This window comes from Ruegeria sp. HKCCA5491 (assembly GCF_013034565.1).
GTDB lineage: Bacteria > Pseudomonadota > Alphaproteobacteria > Rhodobacterales > Rhodobacteraceae > Ruegeria.
Genome location: NZ_WQGG01000016.1, coordinates 89,398 through 109,776, shown reverse-complemented (window position 1 = coordinate 109,776; position 20,379 = coordinate 89,398). Strand labels below are relative to the sequence as shown.

Below are 20,379 nucleotides of genomic sequence, written 5' to 3'. Positions count from 1 at the left end.
CGCGTTACGCGGCCAGCCCTTTGGAACCGATATCGAGGAATTTTTGACGGCGGTCGCGGATCAGAGCGGCCGCGTCTTTGCCGTCCAGCTCGTTCAGCATTGCGGCAATCGCTGCGCGAACCGAGTCAACCGCAGAGGCGCGATCACGATGAGCGCCACCTTTAGGTTCGGTGATGATACGGTCGCAGACGCCCAGTTTGTAAAGGTCTTGCGCGGTCAGGCGCAGGGCCTCTGCCGCTTCGCGCATCTTTTCCGAATCTTTCCACAGAATCGACGCGCAGCCTTCGGGCGAGATGACCGAGTAAACCGAATGCTCCAGCATCGCCACGCGGTTTGCCGTGGCAAACGCCACCGCCCCGCCCGAGCCGCCTTCGCCTATGATGACCGAAACCAAAGGTACGCCGATTTTCAGGCACATCTCGGTTGAGCGGGCGATCGCTTCGGACTGGCCGCGCTCTTCCGCGCCTTTGCCGGGGTAGGCCCCAGCCGTGTCGATAAGGGTGATGACCGGCAGCCCAAACCGCCCTGCCATTTCCATCAGTCGGACGGCTTTGCGGTATCCTTCGGGCCGGGCCATGCCGAAATTCCGTTCGATCCGCGACTTGGTGTCCGAGCCTTTTTCGTGCCCGATCACCATGACCGGCTGGTCGTTGAAGCGCGCTAGACCACCTATCACGGCCAGATCGTCGGCAAAGTTTCTGTCCCCGGCCAGCGGAGTGAATTCGGTGAACAGTTCCTTGACGTAGTCCTGACAATGTGGGCGTTCAGGGTGCCGTGCCACCTGACATTTGCGCCACGGGGTCAGATCCGCGTAAAGCTCGTCCAGCAGCTTGGCGGCCTTGGCGTCCAGTGCGGCGGCTTCTTCGGCCACGTCCATCTCTTCGTTGGCGCGGGCCAGCGCGCGCAATTCCTCGGCCTTGCCTTCAATCTCGGCCAGGGGTTTTTCGAAATCCAGATACTGGGTCATGACGCCTCTCAACGCGGAATTTCCCTGCTATATGACCTGACGTCGCGCCGGATGCAACTCGGGCAATGCGATCGGCCTTTGTTGCCGTCAGATTTCTTCGCCAAGAAGCCGGTTACGCTGGCCATAGAACGGGGTACAGCGAAGCCACCAACAATATCGCCATGGTCCAGTTGAACACCGACAAGCGTTTCGGGTTGGTTAACACGCGTGCCATCTGTTGCCCCAGAACCGTCCACGTACTGACCGAGGGCAGGTTCACCGCGCCAAAGACCAACGCAACGACAACGATGGCGTTCAGAGTCTGCTCGGGCGTGTAGGCGGTTGTGGCGGTCAGGGCCATGACCCATGCCTTAGGGTTGACCCATTGAAAAGCTGCGGCCTGTAAAAAGGTCATCGGCGTGCCCGAGGTCGCCCCCGCCTTGGCCGGCGCTGCATGGGCGACCTTCCAGGCAAGAAACAGCAGATAAAGGACCGAGGCGGTTTTCAGGATCGTATAGCTGATTGGGAACCGATCAAAGACCTGCACCAATCCGGCCCCGACAAGCAGAACCATCACCGTAAAGCCCAATCCGATCCCCAACATGTGCGGGACTGTCCGGCGAAAGCCAAAGTTCGCACCCGATGCCATCAGCATCAGGTTGTTTGGTCCCGGTGTAATGGACGAAACAAAGGCAAACGTGATCAGGGCCAGAAGAATCTCATAAGTCATGAAGGGGATAATTGCTGCGTATTGGGCAAATGAAATTGCGTTTTTATGCGTGATTGTCATAGTTTTGCAATCAATGACCAAGATAGATCAAATAAATCAGCAAATATTGCACGAGCTTTCGCGTAATGGACGGATCAGCAATCTGGATCTGGCCGAACGTGTCGGGCTTTCCCCGTCTGCCTGCCTGCGCCGAGTGCAAGAGTTGGAGCGTTCAGGGGTGATCGCCGGATATCGCGCGGTGCTGAATCCGGCGGCGGTTGGAGTGGGGTTCGTGGCTTATATCGGCGTGGGGCTGGGTGAACATACCAAAGCCGCGCAAGAAGGGTTCGAGCGCGCCCTTCAGCGTGCCCCCGAAGTGGTTGAGTGTCACAACATCACTGGCACCATAGAATACCTGCTGCGCGTCGAATGCGCAGACCTTCCGGCATATAAGACCTTTCATACGGATGTGCTGGGAACGCTGCCCCATGTCACGTCGATTACGTCTTATGTCGTCATGGATTCGCCCAAAGATATGCGTGCTTAGCCTTGCGATTGTGATGTTTAACCGTCTTGCGGGGTTAATTTTCACACCCTAGTGTCAGTTAATGACCTAATTTGACGGGGAACATACCCCGCGGGATGACTCTCAGGGAGGAGAAAATGAAACTCTTCAGAACAGGGGCGCTCGTCGCAGTATTCGCGATGATTGCCGGTGCGGCCATGACAGCGCCGCTCAAGCTGCAACCTGCCAGCCCCCAGCCCAGTCCAAAAGCGGGGCTTAACGTGAAATATGCATGGGAGGGTAATCCTCCACGCAAGATCCAAAACCTGTCCAAGGTTGATTTTCTGCTGAAAAAGGCCAAGCCGGGTCAGCCGTTGCGCGGGTTGGACTACCGCGATACGTCAGAAGGCGACCCGGTGCTGACGTTCAACGAAGCGTTCAACGTCGCGGCTGAGATCACCGGGTATATCAAGTTCAACGCGCCCGGTGTCTACGAGCTTGAGACATGGTCCAATGACGGGATCGACGCTTGGGTCGGCGGGCAGCAGATCGGGTATTTCAATGGTCGTCAGGGTTGCGATGCAAACCAGAGGACCGAGGTCGAAGTCCCGCAGCCTGGATGGTACCCCCTGAAGATCAAGTATTTTCAGAAATACGGAACGTCTTGCCTGATGATGAAATGGGGCAAGAAAGGCGAGCGGTTCACCTGGACCCCCAACGACGTCTTTGGCCGTTAAGAAAAAGGCGCCCTTCGGGCAAGGCCTTGTAGCTAAATGTTGACGATATCCCACCCAGCGGCAAGCCTGCTGGGTGTTTTCGTTGAATATTAAGGGGATGTTGTTTGCCTAACTTGTCGGACCTCTCGCAAAAAGCTGCGAGGCAGGAGCGATATCGCCTACCTCGGCTTGTTGGCGGCTATTCAGTCAATTTTTGTCGCAACCCAGTTTGCGAAATGTTCGGCGTTCTACCCGACCGCAGGGATGGTCGAGGTCGACGCTCCCAACCAGGTTCGAACATCGGACGAGGCCGCGTAATCGGTTCTGGTGATGAGCGAACCTTTGTTTGCCCCGCTTGCGACCGATCCAGCATCGTAAAATCCAACAAGGCTATTTTCGAAGAGTATGCGAGACTGTCTCGACTGCATAGGAGAACAAAACGTGAAAGTTGTCCAAGTGTTGCGTGTATCAATCATGGGGCGACAATTTCACTTATGCCTAGCCGCTACAGAAAGTTTGGCAAGACCGCAAAGGGCGACCCGAGGTTTCAATGTAAAGCTTGCAAGAAAACCTTCTCTTTGGGTAAGTCAAGCAGACGTCATTTCCGCAACGATCTGAATGGGAAAGTTCTGAGGAGTATTGTTAATGGAATGACGATCTCTGCGATTTGCCGGACACTGGATGTCTAGCCGGCAGAAGTTTACCGCAAGATCGACTTTATTCATGTGCAGTGCCAAGCCTTTGCTGCCGAACGAGAAAGGCTGTTACCAAGTGCCATTGCGGGTCAATCACCCTACTTCGCCACTGATACGCAAATTCTTCAGGTAAATTGGCCGGACAGGGGAGTTCGAAAGGCTGTTGAAGTTCGCCATATCTGCACTGTCGCGCGTGACAGTAATTACGTGGTCGCCTCTACAACAGATGTAGATCCCGACGTTCAGCCAGCGGCAATTGAAAAGGTCATGGAAATTGTAGGTGACCTAGAAAAGCCCCGCTCAATGAGAGAAAATGCGAGGGTCTGGTTTGCGACCGAATACTTAAAAAATCTGCGTGATAAGCATGATGCTTTGAACAAGTCCCGAGGCGGGACGGAGAAGGGAGCCTTCACGGCATCCGAGGAAGATGTGAAGCTTCTGGAGAAAGCAGCAAGGGTAAGACAGGACGCAGCTGAATTCGCCCATATCATGCTGGTCAAGAAAAAGCTGGGGAGCAAGTATGCAAAGTTGAATTTTTCAACTGACCGTGATGCTGGCCTTTCTGCTGCATACGCAGCTGTATTTGCAAATGAAGTAAAGGCCAAGCGTGTCAGAATTGCGGATATCGCAATTACGAAATATCTGGTTACGGACCAGCGAAAGGCGTTGGTCGCAGAAGGAAACAAGGAATACAGCAGACTTCAGAGAGCTCTTGATCGCTCAAACGTCGTTCTGGGTACAGGCGATCCGGTGTCACCCAGGAAGCAAGACGGTGTCATGGAAGTTTTAGTGCGCTCCTTATTGCAGCAACGCCCGCCAGAGGACTATCTGCACGAATTGATGAATTATTTCGGCGAACGAGAAAGCAGGGATGAGGGGCTGCTATATCCGTTCCATTTCATCAATGAACCTGAGAAGCGCGTAATCTTCAAAACGAACCCAAATGACTTGAACTATACTCAAATTGCCCAGTTCGCTGTGAGGTCCGGGACTCATCCCGTTGATATGTATCATGCGCGGGCCAGAACGAAGATCATGGGTTTTGAACGCGGTCTGGTATCTTCTGGACGCGGTCGGCTCTGGTACTATAAGCAATATTACAACCCCGTCATGGTTTCGAAAATGGTCGATATTCTGAGGTTTGCCCACAACTATACGAACCTGATGAACAAAGCTAAGGATACACCAGCCATGAAGATTGGGCTCGCCAAGGGTTTTGTTTATGAGCGAGACCTATTTGCGTTTTAACACGTCAAGCGACCCAGTGTTCTAAGTAGCGAAATGCCAAAAACTTCGATTGGGTTATCGCGACTGGTATCCACAAACTGACCGCCCTGATGGCTTTCAACTGTTTACAGAACTCTGAAACGGCACCAGAGCTGACCTTCGCTGCACGGTCCACGAATTGGAAAGACGCGGACAAAGTTGCCATAGGCTCAATGGTTGTTGAGGACCGGTCTCAGCCCGAAGCGGACCTTCGCAACCAAGCTTTGCTAACTCCGAAATACACAACGAAACGGCCAGTTGCAGAGGTTGTATCGGCGGTGGCAACCAACCATTCATGTCGTCGACTAACCTGTTCAACGTCGCACTACAACTTCTCCGAACTGATCCCACGAGGACCTAATCTTCGAAGCGTTCATTTGGCTCGACCACATTTACTTGCTTCGGAACTTGGTCGGTGTCATTCCGGTCTGACCTCGGAAAAAGCGAGTGAAATGAGACTTGTCGGAATAGCCGAGCATCAGACCAATCTCTGCAATTGTCATATTATCATCTGTGAGGTGCTCCTTGGCGACATCGATACGCAGCCGTTTGATTTCGCGCGGTAGCGTTGTGCCTTGTTTTTGAAGCGCTTTCAGAAACCGTTCCGGTTGTATTCCCAGCATTCCAGCCACCATCTCTGGTCCCAAATCGGTTTCATCCAGTTTGTCGCGTAAGACAGATCGCAAAGCTGCCACCACGGTTACTTCTTCATCTTGTCGAAGTGATGCTATGGGCTTGGCAGAACCCTCAGAGACGTGGTGCAAAAACAACCATTCCACAGGAAAACTAATTTGCATTCCGGGATCAGTCCCAAGGCCAACCTCGATCCCTTTGTAGTCGATAGGCAGCCCATTGATGTATCTGCTTTCCCATCGCACACGGGAAGAGTCCCAGGACTCTCCGACGACGGTCTGCAATAGGCGTACATAGATTGCGGCACCAAAACCGGTCACCTGAATGGGTGGGACGGTTGGTTCCTGTTGCCTCTCGATACGATAAGTCGCTTTGTCTGCTTCAATGACAAGGCTGTGCCGCACAGAATTGGACTCCTGCGGCACGAGCTCAACAAAGCGGGTAAAAAACTCGAACAGCGTTTTTGTAGATTGCAAGGCTTGAGCGAAGGGCGGCCATCCTTGTAGGTCAAACGCTTCCCCTACATTCAGTCCTAGGTATCGATCCCCTGATACTTCTGAGAAAGCATTTACCAAGCCGTAAACCAACTCGGAGTGAACGAACACGGATGGGTTAGTCATCAGTTCAGCTTTCAAGCCGACCTGATCCAATGCTGGTTGCGGGTTGATCTTACGTTCGGTGAGATATTGCAGAAAGGGAGCGGCTAAAGAGAGGCGAACAAAGCCCTCGCTACGCTCTCGGGAGGTGGAGTTGAAAGGCAAGCTCATAACCCTTGTTGGATTAGCTTTAAGAAGTGGCCATTTTTGCAGTCACATTCGTACATCCTAATTCAAAAGGGGCAACCGAGCCAATGAATTCCAGACTATAGTTGGCAAAACATGAATATGAAGGGAGTACTTATGTCCGGCTTACGAATGTCTCTTTGCTCGACGGCAATTGTCGCGGCAGTTCTTTCTTTTTCGGCGACCGCGCAGGCTCAGGATCAAGAAGAACCCCAAACGCTGTTTACCAACGTGCATGTCTTCGACGGTGTGAATGAGCAACGCATTGAAAATGCCAGTGTTCTGGTCGAGGGCAATCTGATCAAGTCCGTCTCAACCGATGCCATTGATGCGCCGAGCGCGACGGTTATCGACGGCGGTGGGCGCACTCTGACACCGGGCTTTATAGAGAATCACGCGCACCTGATGCTCATGGGGCCATCGATTGCCGAGATGGAAACCAACTCGACCTGGGAGGATTTCGCCATCCACGGGACCCGGATGGCCGAAATGTACCTGATGCAGGGCTTCACGACCGTTCGCGATGCCGGGGGCGCTGGCGGCGGGCTGCGGCGCGCAATTGACGCCGGCCAGATCGTCGGCCCCCGCTTTTATCCTTCCGGGGCATTTCTCGGAACACGTGGTGGTCACGCCGATTTCGCATCCTTCACATCTCCGCCGGGTGGGGTGACCAACTTTGGGACTCTGAATATGGCCCAACAGGTCAACGGTGTTGACGAAATTTACATGTATGGCCGCAACAACCTGCGCATGGGTGCCACGCAATTGAAGTTCATGCAATCAGGTGGGGTGATTTCGGCATTCGATCCATGGCAGTTGCTCGCCGGTTCGAAAGAAGAGATCGAGGCCGCTGTTCAGGTTGCCAACGAGTACGGCACCTATGTCATGGCACATTCCTACCGCAAAGAAGCGATCATCAATGCCCTGAATGCAGGGGTCAGAACCATTGAACACGGATTTCACTTTGACTGCGAGATTTCTGCTTTGATGAAAGAAAAAGGAGCGTACATCACGACGAACATCACAGCATTTGATCCAGGCCTACTTGATGTTCCTTCCGTGAAAAACAACCCCAACAGTTTGAGGAAGGCCAAATCGGCCTCGGCGACCTTCGAAGCCTACATTCCAAGTATGAAGGAATGCCCGGCGCCGCGCGGTTTCCAAACCGATTGCGTCGGCTCGGTCGAAGCGTGCAACATCCAGATCGCCTACGAGAAACATCTGAATAACCATTTCTTCGGCCCCTATGCGTCGATGGTAACCCTAACTTCGGTAGGTGGCGAGATCGCGGCACTTAGCGGTGATTTCATGAACCCCTATCCGGAAGGCAAACTGGGTGTGATCGAAGAAGGCGCCTATGCCGACATCCTGCTGATAGACGGCAACCCCCTCGAAGACTTCTCTGTCGTTGGAACAGGCGATCAGTGGTTCGGTGCGGACCCGAGGCCGGACAGCCCGGAAACAATCCGCCTGATCATGAAGGACGGTGTGATCTACAAAAACACACTGGATTGACCAGATAAAGCAGCCGGAGAGCATTCATGCGAAATTGGTTTTGCTCCGCAGTATTTGCAGGGTTGGTTTTGTGCGGTTATGATGCTGCGGCGACGCCTGGAACCGCGTTGGACTGGGCAGATCTGCCAGATCCGTCTGCGCAGGTCTTTGATGACCCCTATCGTGAACTCAGCCCCGAACAGTTCGACGATGTTCTTTTCGTTGTGCGTATACGCGGCAGGTTGCAGCAGGAGGTTGGCAGCGCCGAAGAACGGCAGAAATGGCAATTGCTTTTAGCAGAGACCGAAGACGCCTTGGTGTCAGACGGAATTGACGTCGACTGGTTACTCGATCAGCGCGAGGTTGTGACTGAACGTCGAAGAAAGGCTGGAACGAGCGGAAACCCGCAATTCGACGGCAGAACAATCACACTCGCGGGCTTTGCCATTCCTGCTCCAAGCGATCCGGACGGTCGACCTGTGGCGTATTTGGTGCCAGAAAGAGGGATGTGCAGCCACGTGCCTCCACCTCCGCCTAACCAGATGATCCGTGTGCGGTTGAACGGGGACTGGGCGCCTAGCTATTTCCACGAACCCGTTCGGCTGACAGGCACGCTGACTATCGATCCTTCCGTTCACAATATGATGGTTGTGGATGGCCTCATGCCTATGAATGCGACTTTCCAGCTAGAGGCGGAACGTGTCGAAACTCTGGAAACCGAGGCAGACAGGTTGGAATGGAAGCAGCGTGCTGCTGATCGCATCCGCGCGGCAGGAAATCGCAAGACCGGTGGGGCACAGGCGTCAAAATGATAAGACTTCTGGTTGCCGCATTGAGCCTTGCATTTGCTGGCGCAGCGTCGGCTCAGGGACTATCCGGGCCATCTTCAGTCGAAGCCGATCTTGCGCCCGGAGACGGGCTCACCGATCCGCAATATCGTTCCGATTTTCCACGCAACATCGCACCGGGTTGGTTTCAGTGGAAAGACCGACTGGCTGAGGGTGGTTTTCGGTTCAACATTGACTACCTGGCATTGGGCCAAACCACGGATGCTGATCTGGGAACCGGCGAAGCAGCCAGCGGAATTGCGCGGTTCTACGGCAGTTGGCAGGCAACTGAACGGGGGTCTCTGACATTCAAGATCGAAGACAGGCACAGTTATACTGACGTTGCTCCGCAATTTCTCGGGCTGGATGGCGGAGCCCTTTCAATCACGGGAACAGCCTTCAATGACAACGGTTTGCTTCTGACCAATTTGTTCTGGACCCAAAGGGCTGAGAATGGGTCGTGGGCGCTGCAAGTCGGCCAGATTGATGTAACGGACTTTGTGGATATCTACGGGTTGGTAAGCCCCTACAGTGGTTTTCAAAACCTGTCTTTCAATACCAACCCGACAATCAACACGCCCAACCAAGGCCTTGGTATTGCCGGTGGGGTAAAGCTGAGCGAGAACCTCTACGCCGTTGCCAGCGTATCAGACGCAAACGCCGACCCGTCCGATCCAAACTTTGATGTGTTTAGCGACGGCAATCTCTTCAAGTCGCTCGAACTTGGGTACACGTCCGACTTTGATCGCATCTACTTCGACAATATCCATCTGACCCTCTGGCATGCGGATGCGGCTGACGATGGCAGTCGAGCAGAAGATTACGGCGCAGCGTTTTCCGCCGCATGGTTTGTTGACAATAAATGGATGCCGTTCTTCCGTGCAGGGGCCTCTAAGGGAACCGCAGCGCTTTATGAACGGTCGATTTCTGCCGGTCTCGGTTACTATGGTCGCAACACCGATTTGGCCGGTCTGGGCCTAAACTGGGCCGAAGCAAGAGGCATAGATGGCGATCAGTTCACGCTTGAAGCTTTCTACCGCTTTTCAATCTCACCCGGACTGCAGATCACGCCATCGGTACAATTCATTTCCGACCCGCTTCTAAATCCCGATCAGGACCGGATTACCCTGTTCGGTCTAAGAACCCGGATCGTTTTCTAATGCGGGGTGAAGGCAGTCACTAAGGGGTGTGCCAAAGGGCAACTAAGAGAGATCAAGCGCGTGCCGGAATTTTCAACGCCGGTCGAATGAAGTTGGGAAGCAAAGGAACAATCTATGAAGATTGCATACGGAATTCTTGCAGCCTTAGCAGTTGTGTTTTTCATCCTTGGAGGCAGCGATGCCCATGCCAAAGACAACAAGGGTAAAAAGCCGAACAAGGGGGGCAAGAACGGTGATGTCAGCATTCAGATAGAAGACAAACCCGGCATAGGCCCAAAAGCTGTACCACCTGGACAGATCAAGCGCTACACGCGCGGTGCCAAGCTCCCATCTGACCTGGAGTTCGAGGATATTGGGGACCTTTCCAAATGGAAGCTTGGGGAGCCGGGCAAAGGAAACCGCTACATTCTGGTCGATGACGAAGTCCTCGAAGTTACGAATGACCTGTCTACCGTGGTCGATGCCGTCGGCATCGTCGGTGATCTTCTAAATTAGGCGAAAGTACGATGTTTCAGGGCAAGAACTACCTCGTTTGCCCTGACGCTGGCCGGGGCGATCATTTGTGAACCCCGGCCCAAGTTCAAAACCCGGATCCGAGGCGCTACGATGATAAAGGCCCTTCTTGTTCTTTTTGCGCTTGCTACCTTTTCGTCAGCACGCGCCCTACTCGCTCAGGAAAACGGTGCAACTGAAGTCCCGCAAACAATACGCTTTGAGGGCTATGTATAGCCCAGTCGCGAAGCAGAACTGTCGCCTTTGGTGGACAATGTGGTCAACCGGACTTTGCAAAGTCTGCTTTCTGCGCATTGCTGTCATTGGAGTTTCGCGCAGCATCAGTCAATTTTGGGCTCTCTCGTTGGCTCCGCTGCGCTTTGCCTGAACGGCTGCTTATCCGAAAATCGCTTAGAGGGGGATTAAGCAAAGAGCCGCACATTACCCTTCTAACAACGGTCTAGAGACGCTGTTCATGAAATCTGACAAGCAAGCAATGGAACTGCTAAAGAGCGGTAAGAACATTGATTTGGGCGAGCTGGATGCCGTTTGAAATTCGAATTCAACCTTGAAGCAGAAATGGGAGGCCACTTTGACCTCCCATCAACATTTTACCACAAGGCCTTGCCCTTCGGGGCGCCTTTTCAGTTTCAACCGTTTGCGGCGATCAATTCAGCCTGCGCCACGATGACCTCGGCCTGTTTGATCGACGCGATGTCTACCAGACGCCCCTTGTAAACCGTTGCGCCTTCGCCGTTGGCCTTTGCCTGTTCCATCGCAGCAAGGATTTCGCGGGCCTCGGACACGGCCTCGTCCGACGGGGTGAAGACCTGATTGGCCAGCGCGATCTGCTTGGGATGGATCGCCCATTTGCCGACCATGCCCAAAGTGGCCGAGCGTTTGGCCTGCGCGATATAGCCTTCGTCATCCGAGAAATCGCCGAACGGCCCATCCACGGGCAACACGCCATGGGTGCGGCAAGCGGCGACGATGGCGGCCTGCGCCCAGTGCCACGGATCAGACCAGTGCTTTTCGCCCTCGCGCAGCATGTAATAGTTTTCCTGCGTGCCACCGATGCCGGTGGTCTGCATCCCCATCGAGGCGGCAAAGTCCGCAGCACCGAGGCTCATGGCCTGCATACGGAGCGAAGAGGCCGCAATTTCCTCTACATGGGCGATGCCTGCGGCGGATTCGATGATGACCTCAAAGCTGACGGGCTTGGTGCGGCCCTTGGCGCGCTCGATCGCTGTGACCAGCGCGTCTACAGCGTAGACATCTGCTGCGCATCCGACTTTAGGGATCATGATCTGGTCCAGACGATCGCCTGCCTGTTCCAGCAGATCAACCACGTCACGGTACCAGTAAGGTGTGTCCAGCCCGTTGATGCGGACGGACATATACTTGCCGCCCCAGTCGATGGTGTTCAGCGCTTCGATTACATTGGCGCGGGCTGCATCCTTGTCACTAGGTGCGACCGAGTCCTCAAGGTCCAGATTGATCACATCGGCTGCAGACGCGGCCATTTTCGGGAACAGTTTGGTGTTTGATCCCGGCCCGAACAATTGGCAGCGGTTGGGGCGCGCGGGGGCGGCGGGTTGGATGCGAAAGCTCATCTGGACCTCGTGCAAGAAAGGAAATTGCGATTTTCTTGCCTCTTGAGGTATTAAATTGCGCGGTGCTGCGCAAGCGTCTTTGTGCAGATGCGGCAATGCAATCGCAGCATTCACCGTAATACGCTGCGTCGCTGGAGGTTAAAGTTTAATCACTTTGAAAACTTGGGATGATTTTGCGCGTCAGGTAAAAATTACGCAAAATTATCCCTCGCGACCCGGCGTCCTTGCGGGAAAACGCGAAACACTCGTTCGGTTGCTTCAATAATCTGCGCCGGAATCAAAGGAGTGCACCGCTATGATCGAGACACCGTATCTGTTGTTTTTGGGCGATGCGCCCGACCAGTTGGCGGCAAAGGTTGCCATCGGAATTCGCGACTGGCGGCCGGAGAACGCCGTGGGTCAATACCGAATGGACGGCTGTAAGGCCGATCTTGGCATGACGGATATGACGCTTGCCGAAGCCAAGGCAGCCGGGGCAAAGACGTTGGTGATCGGCGTTGCCAATCGCGGCGGTGTGATCAGCGCGGCGTGGAAGAAGGTGCTGATCGAAGCGCTGGAGATGGGCTATGATCTGGCGTCCGGCCTGCACAACCTGCTGCGTGATGAGGGCGATCTGGTCGCGGCTGCTCAGACTCATGGTTGCACGTTGCATGATGTGCGGGTGCCGACCGTTGGGTATCCGATTGCAAACGGTCGTAAGCGCGCAGGCAAGCGCTGTCTGGCCGTTGGCACCGATTGTTCAGCAGGCAAGATGTATACCGCGATGTCGATGGATGCCGAGATGCGCAAGAGGGGTATGAAATCCACCTTCCGCGCCACCGGTCAGACGGGCATTCTGATCACCGGGCAGGGCGTTCCACTGGACGCGGTCGTCGCCGATTTCATGGCGGGTGCGGTTGAATATCTGACGCCCGAGAATGACGCCGATCACTGGGATCACATCGAAGGGCAGGGCTCGCTTTACCATGTGTCATATTCTGGTGTGACCATGGCGCTGATCCATGGCGGCCAGCCGGATGCGCTGATCCTGTGCCACGAACCCACCCGGACCCATATGCGCGGCTTGCCGGAATATTCTTTGCCAACGCTGCCTGAACTGCGCGACGCCGCCCTTCCGATGGCCCGGATCGCGAATCCGGCCTGTCAGGTTGTCGGGGTGTCGATCAACACGCAGAACCTAAGCGAAGAGGACGCTTTGGCCTATATCGACGAGGTTGAGGCCGAGATGGGCCTGCCCGCCACTGATCCCTATCGGTTTGGTGCGGGTAAATTGGTGGATGCGCTAGCCGCGCTGTGATCTAAGAGCTGGGCCGTTGGCGTTTGTTGCCGGCCTTTTCGACACTAAACTGAAAGGGTAGGCGCGTGCAGATAGAGGTCTCTCGTGATGTGTTTCGGCTGGCGCAGGTGTTCACCATTTCGCGCGGGTCGCGGACCGAGGCGAAGGTTCTGACGGTCCGGTTGTCGGATGGCGTGCATCAGGGCTGGGGCGAATGTGTTCCTTACGCGCGTTATGACGAAACGCTGGAGTCAGTCGAGGCCGAGATCGCGGGCCTGCCAGCCGAATTTACACGCCAGTCGCTGATGGACCTGTTGCCCGCCGGGGCTGCACGAAATGCGGTGGATTGCGCTCTGTGGGATCTGGAATGCAAACGCGCAGGGAGACGTGCCTGGGACCTAGCTGGTCTGCCGGTTCCGGGGCCAGAGATTACCGCCTATACCCTTTCGCTGGACACGCCCGAGGCGATGCAGGCGCAAGCGGCGCAAAACGCGCATCGCCCGTTGCTGAAGATTAAGCTGGGCACGCCGGACGACATGCCCCGTCTTGAGGCCGTTCGCGCAGGCGCGCCTGGCGCGCAGATCATTGTCGACGCGAATGAGGGCTGGTCTGCCACCGTCTATGCCGATCTGGCCCCGCATCTAGTGCGTCTGGGTGTTGCGTTGGTCGAGCAGCCCTTGCCCGCAGGTGAAGATGACGCGTTGATCGGGATGGAGCGTCCGGTGCCGGTCTGTGCTGACGAATCCTGTCATGACCGCGCCAGCCTGCCCGGCCTTAAGGGTAAATACGACGTGGTCAACATAAAGCTCGACAAAACCGGCGGCCTGACCGAGGCGCTGGCCCTGCGTGATCAGGTGCTGGCCCAAGGCTATAAGGTCATGGTTGGTTGTATGGTCGGCAGCTCGCTTGCGATGGCCCCTGCGACCTTATTGGCGCAGGGTGCGATGGTAACGGACCTTGACGGCCCGCTTCTTCTGGCCGAAGACCGAACCAACCCGCTGATTTTTGATGACGCCGGAGTGCATCCGCCTTCAAGCGCGCTCTGGGGCTGAGGAGAACAACATGACCCGCACCGTTTACGTGAACGGAGAATACCTGCCCGAGACCGAGGCCAAAGTCTCGATCTTTGACCGTGGATTCCTGATGGCTGACGCTGTTTACGAGGTGACCAGTGTGCTGGACGGCAAGCTGATCGACTTTGAAGGCCACGCGGTGCGTCTGAAACGGTCGCTGGACGAATTGCAGATGGCCGAGCCATGCAGCAAGGATGAGTTGCTAGAGATTCACCGCAAACTGGTCGAGCTGAACGGGATCGTCGAGGGTTTGATCTATTTGCAGGTCACACGCGGCAGCGATGGCGACCGGGATTTTGTGTTCCCTGCGGCCGACACCAAACCAACGCTGGTTCTGTTCACGCAGAACAAGCCGGGACTGGCTGACAGCCCTGCGGCGCAGAAGGGGGCCAAGATCATCTCGATCGATGATATCCGTTGGGGCCGTCGCGACATCAAGACAACGCAATTGCTGTATCCGTCCTTGGGCAAGATGATGGCCAAGGCCGCTGGATGCGATGATGCGTGGATGGTCGAAGATGGGTATGTTACCGAAGGCACCAGCAACAATGCTTACTTCGTGAAAAACGGTAAGATCGTCACCCGCCCTTTGTCCAACGACATCCTGCACGGCATCACCCGCAAGGCCGTGCTGCGCATGGCGGCTGAGGCGCAGATGGAGGTTGAGGAACGTCTGTTCACCATTGACGAGGCGAAAGAGGCAGATGAGGCCTTTACCACTTCGGCCAGTGCTTTCGTGATGCCAGTGGTTGAGATTGACGGGATTGCTCTGGGCGATGGCACGCCGGGGCCGATTGCAAAGCGTCTGCGCGAGATCTACTTGGACGAAAGCCGCAAAGCGGCGATCTGATTTAAAAGGCTCGCTGGAATGGCGGGCCTTTTAGCTATATGTCCTCAGCCTTTTTTGCCGACGTTTTCTTCAAAGGCGACCTCGAAGGCGGCCTGTTTTTCGGGGCTGGCCTCGGTCTGATAATTGGCTTTCCATTCATCCATGGTCATACCGTAGAAAATCTGGCGGGCCTCGTCCTTGCCCATCTCAATGCCTTTTTCATTGGCGGCTTCTTGATACCAGCGCGACAGGCAGTTGCGGCAGAACCCGGCCAGATTCATCATGTCGATGTTCTGGACGTCGGTACGGTCTTCCATCAGGTGCTTTTGCAAGCGGCGGAAAGCGGCGGCCTGAAGTTCGATTTCGGTTTGCTTGTCCATGGTCTGGCTCCGGGTAAACACTCTTGTTTTCTATGACCTAGCGGTCCGGTGGCGATGTTTCAACAAACAGGACGTCATGCCAGTTTCAACGCCAGCCACGGGACGATGCAAAAGATCAATGTCAGAATCTTGTAGTTGGCGAGATACCTGAAATAGGCCCGTTTCACGTCCGGGCGTTCCATCTGGAACATCCTGCCGTGAATACCGGCAATCCAGTCCTGCAAAAGCAGGACCATTGCTGTGGTAAACAGCAATACCGCGATATTGAGCACGGCCATCCAACCAAAGACGGAGGTGAGGAATTCCTGAGTCATAGTCGCCCCCTTTCCCACGATATATATGGGTTGGCGGCGAACCCCACAATGTCATGCGCTTAAAGGTCGCTGTCCTCCAAAGCATCCTTCAGAACAACCGCCAACCGTTCAGCCCATGCGCGCTGTCCTGCATGATCGGCGATCAAGTCGTTGCGTAGCTCGATCAACGCATTGGGGCGGCCAAATCCCGTGCAGTGCTTGTTGATCGCGTCGCCGGGCAGCACGCCGGTATAGGGCTCGTTGATGCCGACGCACAGATCGTCTTCGGCCTGCAGCCGGTTGATCAACGGGCGCGCAAAACGTTCGTCCGGGGTGTGGAGAACACCCACGTGCCAAGGGCGCGGATCACGGCCGCGAAGCTGCCGGGTGAATGAATGCATCGACACAATCACCGCGTGGGGCAGGGCGGCTAATTCAGCAAGCGCATTGTGATATGGGCGATAGCACATGTTCAAGCGGCGTTCGCGCTCGGCGTTGTCGGCGTGGCGGTTGCTGGGAATGATCGAGCCATCATAGAGCTTCATCAGCAAGGTCGGGTCATCCTCACCCCGGTTGGGGTCGATCACAAGGCGCGAGAAATTGGCGGCAATGACGGGTGCGTTCAGGATCTCGCCCAGATGCTTGGACACCTCATAGGCGCCAACGTCATAGGCGATGTGACGTTCCATATCCTCGCGCGGCAGGCCGAGGTCCCCGCCGTTGATATCGGGCGGAACGGTGTTGGTTGCGTGGTCGCATGTGATCAGCCAGCGCGACGGGCGATCAGCGCCGTGGATAAAAAACGGAGAATACGTCATAAGCCTGTCATCTAGTTTGTCGCAGGTGTAGGGCAGTTGCTTTGAAAAGGGAATTGCGCAATAAGCAGCCTGCGGCAATGTTTGCGATAACATTTTCGCGAAGCCAAAAGACGACGTGAGGAGAGCAAGACCAATGCGACGCCTGAGAAGTGTAAAGATCGTGGCGACGCTGGGACCGGCGTCCAACGATTATGATACCATTCGTGCCCTGCACGAGGCCGGGGCGGATGTGTTCCGCCTGAACATGAGCCATGGCAGTCATGATGAAATTCGCGAACGTCATCAGATCATTCGGCAGGTAGAGAAGGATCTGGACAGCCCGATTGCGATCCTTGCCGACCTTCAGGGCCCGAAACTGCGCGTGGGCGTCTTTGCCAACGATGCGGAAGAACTGGTTGAGGGAGCAGCTTTCCGGCTGGACCTTGATCCAAAGCCTGGGGATATCAGCCGCGTGTGCTTGCCTCATCCCGAGATTTTTGCCGCGCTGGAGCCAGGTGCGCGTCTTTTGGTGAACGACGGTAAAATCCGTCTGGTCGTGCAGGATTGTGGGCAGGACTTCGCTAACTGCTCTGTCGAAGTGGGCGGGACGATTTCAAACCGCAAGGGTGTGAACGTACCCGACGTCGTGCTGCCGCTTGCGGCATTGTCCGCCAAAGATCGCGACGATTTGGAATTTGTCTGCCAGTTGGGTGTCGACTGGCTGGCGCTGAGCTTTGTGCAGCGCGCGAAGGACGTGTTTGAGGCTCGCGCATTGGCTGATGGCCGCGCGTCTATCCTGTCCAAGATCGAAAAACCGGCGGCGGTTGAAGCATTTGACGATATCCTTGATGCGTCTGACGGTATCATGGTCGCGCGGGGTGATCTGGGCGTCGAGCTGCCGGTGTCAGCCGTGCCGCCGATTCAAAAGCGTCTGGTTCGGAAATGCCGTGGTGCGGCCAAGCCGGTAATTGTGGCGACGCAAATGCTGGAGAGCATGATCGAAAGCCCAATGCCAACGCGCGCCGAGGTGTCGGACGTGGCCACCGCAATTTACGAGGGCACCGACGCTATCATGCTCAGCGCTGAATCCGCTGCGGGCTCTTACCCGATCGAGGCGGTTCAGACGATGAATAAAGTCGCCATCGAGGTTGAGGCAGACCCAACTTATTCTCAGATCATCGCGTCTTCGCGCTCGGCCAAGGGTACGTCTGTGGCCGACGGCATTGTTGCCGCCGCGCGAGAGATCGCAGAAAAAACTGAAATCAAGGCGATCTGCTGCTTTACGCAAAGTGGAACGACCGCCTTGCTGACTGCACGCGAGCGTCCGGCCGTTCCGATCCTTGCGTTGACACCAGCTACGGGTACGGCCCGCCGCCTGTGCCTGACATGGGGGTGTCATTGCGTGATGACGCCCGAGCTTGAGCGGTTCAAGGGCGCGGTGGTGAACGCAGCCCGAGCCGCCCGTTCCGGGGGGTTTGCAGCCGAAGCGGACCAGATCGTTGTCACGGCGGGTGTGCCCTTCAACGTGCCGGGTACGACCAACATCTTGCGTATCGCGCCCTGCGACGAGCGGTTGATCTACAACACTGATCCGGGTTGAACCAAGCGGGAGCGATCCCCAGTCAATGCCCATAGCCTAAAAAATGGGCAAAAAAAGTATATATAAAGCAACAGCATATCTAAATGGAGGGTGAATCTTTCAGTTTCCCCTCTATTTTTTGGTGTTTTTCTTGGATACTGATCCGCAAGGGCGGTCTACTCAATAAGTTCCAGGTTCCGGCTGCCCGGCCGGGGGCACGGGCCCCGGTATAATCAACAAAATCGGAGGAACGTCATGACAACCAAAATTGTCATTGGACTGGACGGGACAGAAACCGGAGAGCGTGCGATCGCTTTTGCCAAGGATTTGGCTGAACGGATCGGAACGTGTGAGTTGCTGGTGGTTTACGTTATCGAATGGTCCCCTTTCACTTTCCAAACACCTGAAGAAAACGCGTTGCGGCACAAGCGGCGCGAAGAAGAGGTCGACTTGGCGACGACGCGGATCGTAAGCCCGGCCGTGGATGCGCTGGCCTCCGCCGGGTTTACGGCGCATGGCATCGTGCGTCACGGCGATGTGGCAGAAACGCTGAATGCAATCACAGTTGAAAATGGCGGGACGCAGATCATCGTTGGCCGCGCGTCGGCTGACGGGTTCAAGAAACGGCTGTTTGGCAGTTCAACGCAGAACCTTGTGATGCATGCCGATGTTCCGGTCACTGTAGTGAATTGAGGGGGTGACGATTATGAACATGTTGAAACACTTGGGTCTGGCCATAGCTGCCATGTTCCTTGCTAGCCCCGCTCTGGCGCAAGATGCACCGGGGCTGGACGACAAAATCAACCAGGCTTTCGCCGATTTCACCGGGCCGTTTGTCAGCTTTATCTTCGCGCCCTTCCCGGGCACCGGGTTCCCTTGGATCGTGGGATGGCTGGTCGTCGCGGCAACGGTTTTCACGCTGTATTTTGCCTTTGTTCAGCTTCGGTTCTTCGGTCATTCGATCAGTCTGGTCAAAGGCGACTATTCCGACCCCAACGACGCGGGTGAGGTCAGCCACTTTCAAGCGCTGGCAACGGCTCTGTCCGGGACGGTTGGTCTTGGTAACATCGCTGGTGTGGCGGTGGCTGTCGGGATCGGCGGACCGGGAGCCACATTCTGGATGATCGTTGCGGGCCTTTTGGGTATGGCGTCGAAATTCACCGAATGTACGCTGGGCGTCAAATACCGCAATGAATACGAGGACGGCACGGTTTCGGGTGGTCCGATGTACTACATGTCCAAGGGCTTTGCCGAATTGGGTCTGCCCGGTGGTAAAATCCTTGCGGTTTTGTTCTCGATCTTCTGTATCCTTGGTGCGCTGGGCGGTGGCAATATGTTCCAGGCGAACCAGGCGCATCAGCAGATCGCGGGCATCGTCGGCGACTATCCGGGGTGGATCACTGGTCTGGTCTTTGCGGGTATCGTGTTTGCTGTGATCGTCGGTGGCCTGAAGTCCATCGCGCGTGTGACTGAAAAGGTCGTACCTTTCATGGGCGTCATGTATGTATTGGCCGCGCTGGTCATCATCATCATGCACGCAGATCAGATCGGATGGGCCTTTGGTCAGATCTTCGCGGGTGCCTTTACCGGTCTTGGCGTTGCTGGCGGTATGGTCGGCGCGCTGATCCAGGGCTTCCGCCGTGCGGCGTTCTCGAACGAAGCGGGCGTTGGTTCTGCGGCGATTGCGCACTCGGCGGTGCGGACGAAAGAGCCGATCACCGAGGGCTTTGTGTCCCTGCTGGAGCCGTTCATCGACACCGTTGTGATCTGTACGATGACCGCGCTGGTGATCATCATCACCCAGCAGCTGATCATTGATCCGGCAACCGGCAACTACATGCTGAACGAATCGGGCAACGCCATTGCGACGGTCGATGGAAACTCGGGCGTCAGCCTGACCTCGGCAGCCTTTGCCAGCGCCTTTGGGTGGTTCCCCTATGTGTTGGCCATCGCTGTGGTTCTGTTCGCCTTCTCGACCATGATCAGTTGGTCCTACTACGGCCTCAAGGCCTGGACCTACCTGTTCGGCGAAGGTCACACCAAAGAGCTGATCTTCAAGATCATCTTCTGCGTTTTCGTGGTGATCGGTGCGGCGGCCAACCTTGGCCCGGTTATCGACTTCTCGGATGCAGCGATCTTTGCAATGGCAGTTGTGAACGTCTTTGCGCTCTACTTCCTGATGAAAGTGGTGCGCGAGGAACTGGCTAGCTACGCAGCCCGGTTAAAGAGCGGCGAAATCCGCAAATTCGGCCATTAAGTCTTTCTACCGGGGCGGCGCGTGTCGCCCCGGTACCTGACCGCCCTGCGAAAAGCG

Annotated in this window: 20 protein-coding genes; 13 read left to right on the top strand and 7 right to left on the bottom strand. The window is 55.8% G+C overall.

The window, feature by feature from the left end:
- Nucleotides 1-4 precede the first annotated feature (4 nt).
- Together GOV88_RS19190 and GOV88_RS19185 are read right to left on the bottom strand one after the other, a co-directional pair.
- Entirely contained in the window at nt 5-967 is a 963-nt protein-coding gene (locus GOV88_RS19190; RefSeq protein ID WP_171125418.1) for an acetyl-CoA carboxylase carboxyltransferase subunit alpha, read from the bottom strand.
- A 112-nt stretch (nt 968-1,079) separates the two neighbouring features.
- A complete protein-coding gene (locus tag GOV88_RS19185) occupies nt 1,080-1,676 on the bottom strand; it encodes a LysE family translocator (RefSeq protein ID WP_171212672.1) in 597 nt (198 codons plus the stop codon).
- A 73-nt stretch (nt 1,677-1,749) separates the two neighbouring features.
- Here GOV88_RS19185 and GOV88_RS19180 point away from each other — a divergent pair, with 73 nt between their 5' ends.
- From GOV88_RS19180 to GOV88_RS19170, 3 genes are all read left to right on the top strand, one after another.
- Nucleotides 1,750-2,202 carry an Lrp/AsnC family transcriptional regulator gene (locus GOV88_RS19180; RefSeq protein ID WP_171241407.1) on the top strand — a complete coding sequence of 151 codons (453 nt, stop codon included), beginning with the start codon at nt 1,750-1,752 and terminating at the stop codon, nt 2,200-2,202.
- A 116-nt stretch (nt 2,203-2,318) separates the two neighbouring features.
- Complete coding sequence (locus GOV88_RS19175) at nt 2,319-2,897, top strand: PA14 domain-containing protein (RefSeq protein WP_171241406.1); 579 nt, start codon at nt 2,319-2,321, stop codon at nt 2,895-2,897.
- 704 nt (nt 2,898-3,601) lie between these two features.
- On the top strand, nt 3,602-4,819 hold the full coding sequence (locus GOV88_RS19170; RefSeq protein ID WP_171241405.1) for a hypothetical protein: 1,218 nt from the start codon (nt 3,602-3,604) through the stop codon (nt 4,817-4,819).
- A 410-nt stretch (nt 4,820-5,229) separates the two neighbouring features.
- On the opposite strand, the gene GOV88_RS19165 is transcribed toward GOV88_RS19170, so the two are convergent.
- Complete coding sequence (locus GOV88_RS19165; RefSeq protein ID WP_171241404.1) at nt 5,230-6,237, bottom strand: AraC family transcriptional regulator; 1,008 nt, start codon at nt 6,235-6,237, stop codon at nt 5,230-5,232.
- Nucleotides 6,238-6,369: 132 nt separating this feature from the next.
- Between GOV88_RS19165 and GOV88_RS19160 the strand changes: the two genes are divergently transcribed.
- The 4 genes from GOV88_RS19160 (at nt 6,370) to GOV88_RS19145 (ending at nt 10,228) form a co-directional block, all read left to right on the top strand.
- Complete coding sequence (locus tag GOV88_RS19160) at nt 6,370-7,767, top strand: amidohydrolase family protein (protein ID WP_170337131.1); 1,398 nt, start codon at nt 6,370-6,372, stop codon at nt 7,765-7,767.
- A gap of 26 nt (nt 7,768-7,793) precedes the next feature.
- The gene (locus GOV88_RS19155; RefSeq protein ID WP_170568696.1) at nt 7,794-8,558 is read left to right on the top strand and encodes a DUF3299 domain-containing protein; all 765 of its coding nucleotides are present in this window, start codon (nt 7,794-7,796) and stop codon (nt 8,556-8,558) included.
- Nucleotides 8,555-9,733, top strand: coding sequence for a carbohydrate porin (locus GOV88_RS19150; protein WP_170568695.1), 1,179 nt, complete (start codon nt 8,555-8,557; stop codon nt 9,731-9,733). The genes GOV88_RS19155 and GOV88_RS19150 overlap by 4 nt, the downstream gene beginning before the upstream one ends.
- Nucleotides 9,734-9,847: 114 nt before the next feature.
- Nucleotides 9,848-10,228: a hypothetical protein gene (locus GOV88_RS19145; protein ID WP_170568694.1), complete on the top strand. Its 381-nt coding sequence runs from the start codon at nt 9,848-9,850 to the stop codon at nt 10,226-10,228.
- 647 nt (nt 10,229-10,875) lie between these two features.
- On the opposite strand, the gene GOV88_RS19140 is transcribed toward GOV88_RS19145, so the two are convergent.
- Nucleotides 10,876-11,838: an L-malyl-CoA/beta-methylmalyl-CoA lyase gene (locus GOV88_RS19140; protein WP_171241403.1), complete on the bottom strand. Its 963-nt coding sequence runs from the start codon at nt 11,836-11,838 to the stop codon at nt 10,876-10,878.
- 295 nt (nt 11,839-12,133) lie between these two features.
- On the opposite strand from GOV88_RS19140, the gene dgcN reads away from it, so the two are divergent.
- The 3 genes from dgcN (at nt 12,134) to GOV88_RS19125 (ending at nt 15,037) form a co-directional block, all read left to right on the top strand.
- On the top strand, nt 12,134-13,135 hold the full coding sequence (dgcN, locus tag GOV88_RS19135; protein ID WP_171212662.1) for an N-acetyltransferase DgcN: 1,002 nt from the start codon (nt 12,134-12,136) through the stop codon (nt 13,133-13,135).
- 65 nt (nt 13,136-13,200) lie between these two features.
- Nucleotides 13,201-14,166 carry an N-acetyl-D-Glu racemase DgcA gene (dgcA, locus tag GOV88_RS19130; protein ID WP_171241402.1) on the top strand — a complete coding sequence of 322 codons (966 nt, stop codon included), beginning with the start codon at nt 13,201-13,203 and terminating at the stop codon, nt 14,164-14,166.
- Nucleotides 14,167-14,176: 10 nt separating this feature from the next.
- Nucleotides 14,177-15,037 (top strand): D-amino-acid transaminase, encoded by an 861-nt coding sequence (locus GOV88_RS19125; protein WP_171241401.1) that lies wholly within the window; start codon nt 14,177-14,179, stop codon nt 15,035-15,037.
- A 44-nt stretch (nt 15,038-15,081) separates the two neighbouring features.
- Here the strand turns inward: GOV88_RS19125 and GOV88_RS19120 are convergent, their stop codons facing one another.
- The 3 genes from GOV88_RS19120 to GOV88_RS19110 form a co-directional block, all read right to left on the bottom strand.
- On the bottom strand, nt 15,082-15,396 hold the full coding sequence (locus GOV88_RS19120; protein WP_171241400.1) for a DUF1244 domain-containing protein: 315 nt from the start codon (nt 15,394-15,396) through the stop codon (nt 15,082-15,084).
- A 74-nt stretch (nt 15,397-15,470) separates the two neighbouring features.
- Complete coding sequence (locus GOV88_RS19115) at nt 15,471-15,710, bottom strand: DUF6868 family protein (RefSeq protein WP_171126911.1); 240 nt, start codon at nt 15,708-15,710, stop codon at nt 15,471-15,473.
- A 59-nt stretch (nt 15,711-15,769) separates the two neighbouring features.
- On the bottom strand, nt 15,770-16,507 hold the full coding sequence (locus GOV88_RS19110; RefSeq protein WP_171241399.1) for an N-formylglutamate amidohydrolase: 738 nt from the start codon (nt 16,505-16,507) through the stop codon (nt 15,770-15,772).
- 133 nt (nt 16,508-16,640) lie between these two features.
- Here GOV88_RS19110 and pyk point away from each other — a divergent pair, with 133 nt between their 5' ends.
- The 3 genes from pyk (at nt 16,641) to GOV88_RS19095 (ending at nt 20,322) form a co-directional block, all read left to right on the top strand.
- Entirely contained in the window at nt 16,641-18,086 is a 1,446-nt protein-coding gene (gene pyk, locus GOV88_RS19105) for a pyruvate kinase (protein WP_171212658.1), read from the top strand.
- Between the two features lie 234 nt (nt 18,087-18,320).
- Complete coding sequence (locus GOV88_RS19100) at nt 18,321-18,758, top strand: universal stress protein (protein ID WP_171241398.1); 438 nt, start codon at nt 18,321-18,323, stop codon at nt 18,756-18,758.
- Nucleotides 18,759-18,771: 13 nt separating this feature from the next.
- Nucleotides 18,772-20,322 (top strand): sodium:alanine symporter family protein, encoded by a 1,551-nt coding sequence (locus GOV88_RS19095; protein ID WP_171241397.1) that lies wholly within the window; start codon nt 18,772-18,774, stop codon nt 20,320-20,322.
- The last annotated feature ends 57 nt before the right edge of the window (nt 20,323-20,379 follow it).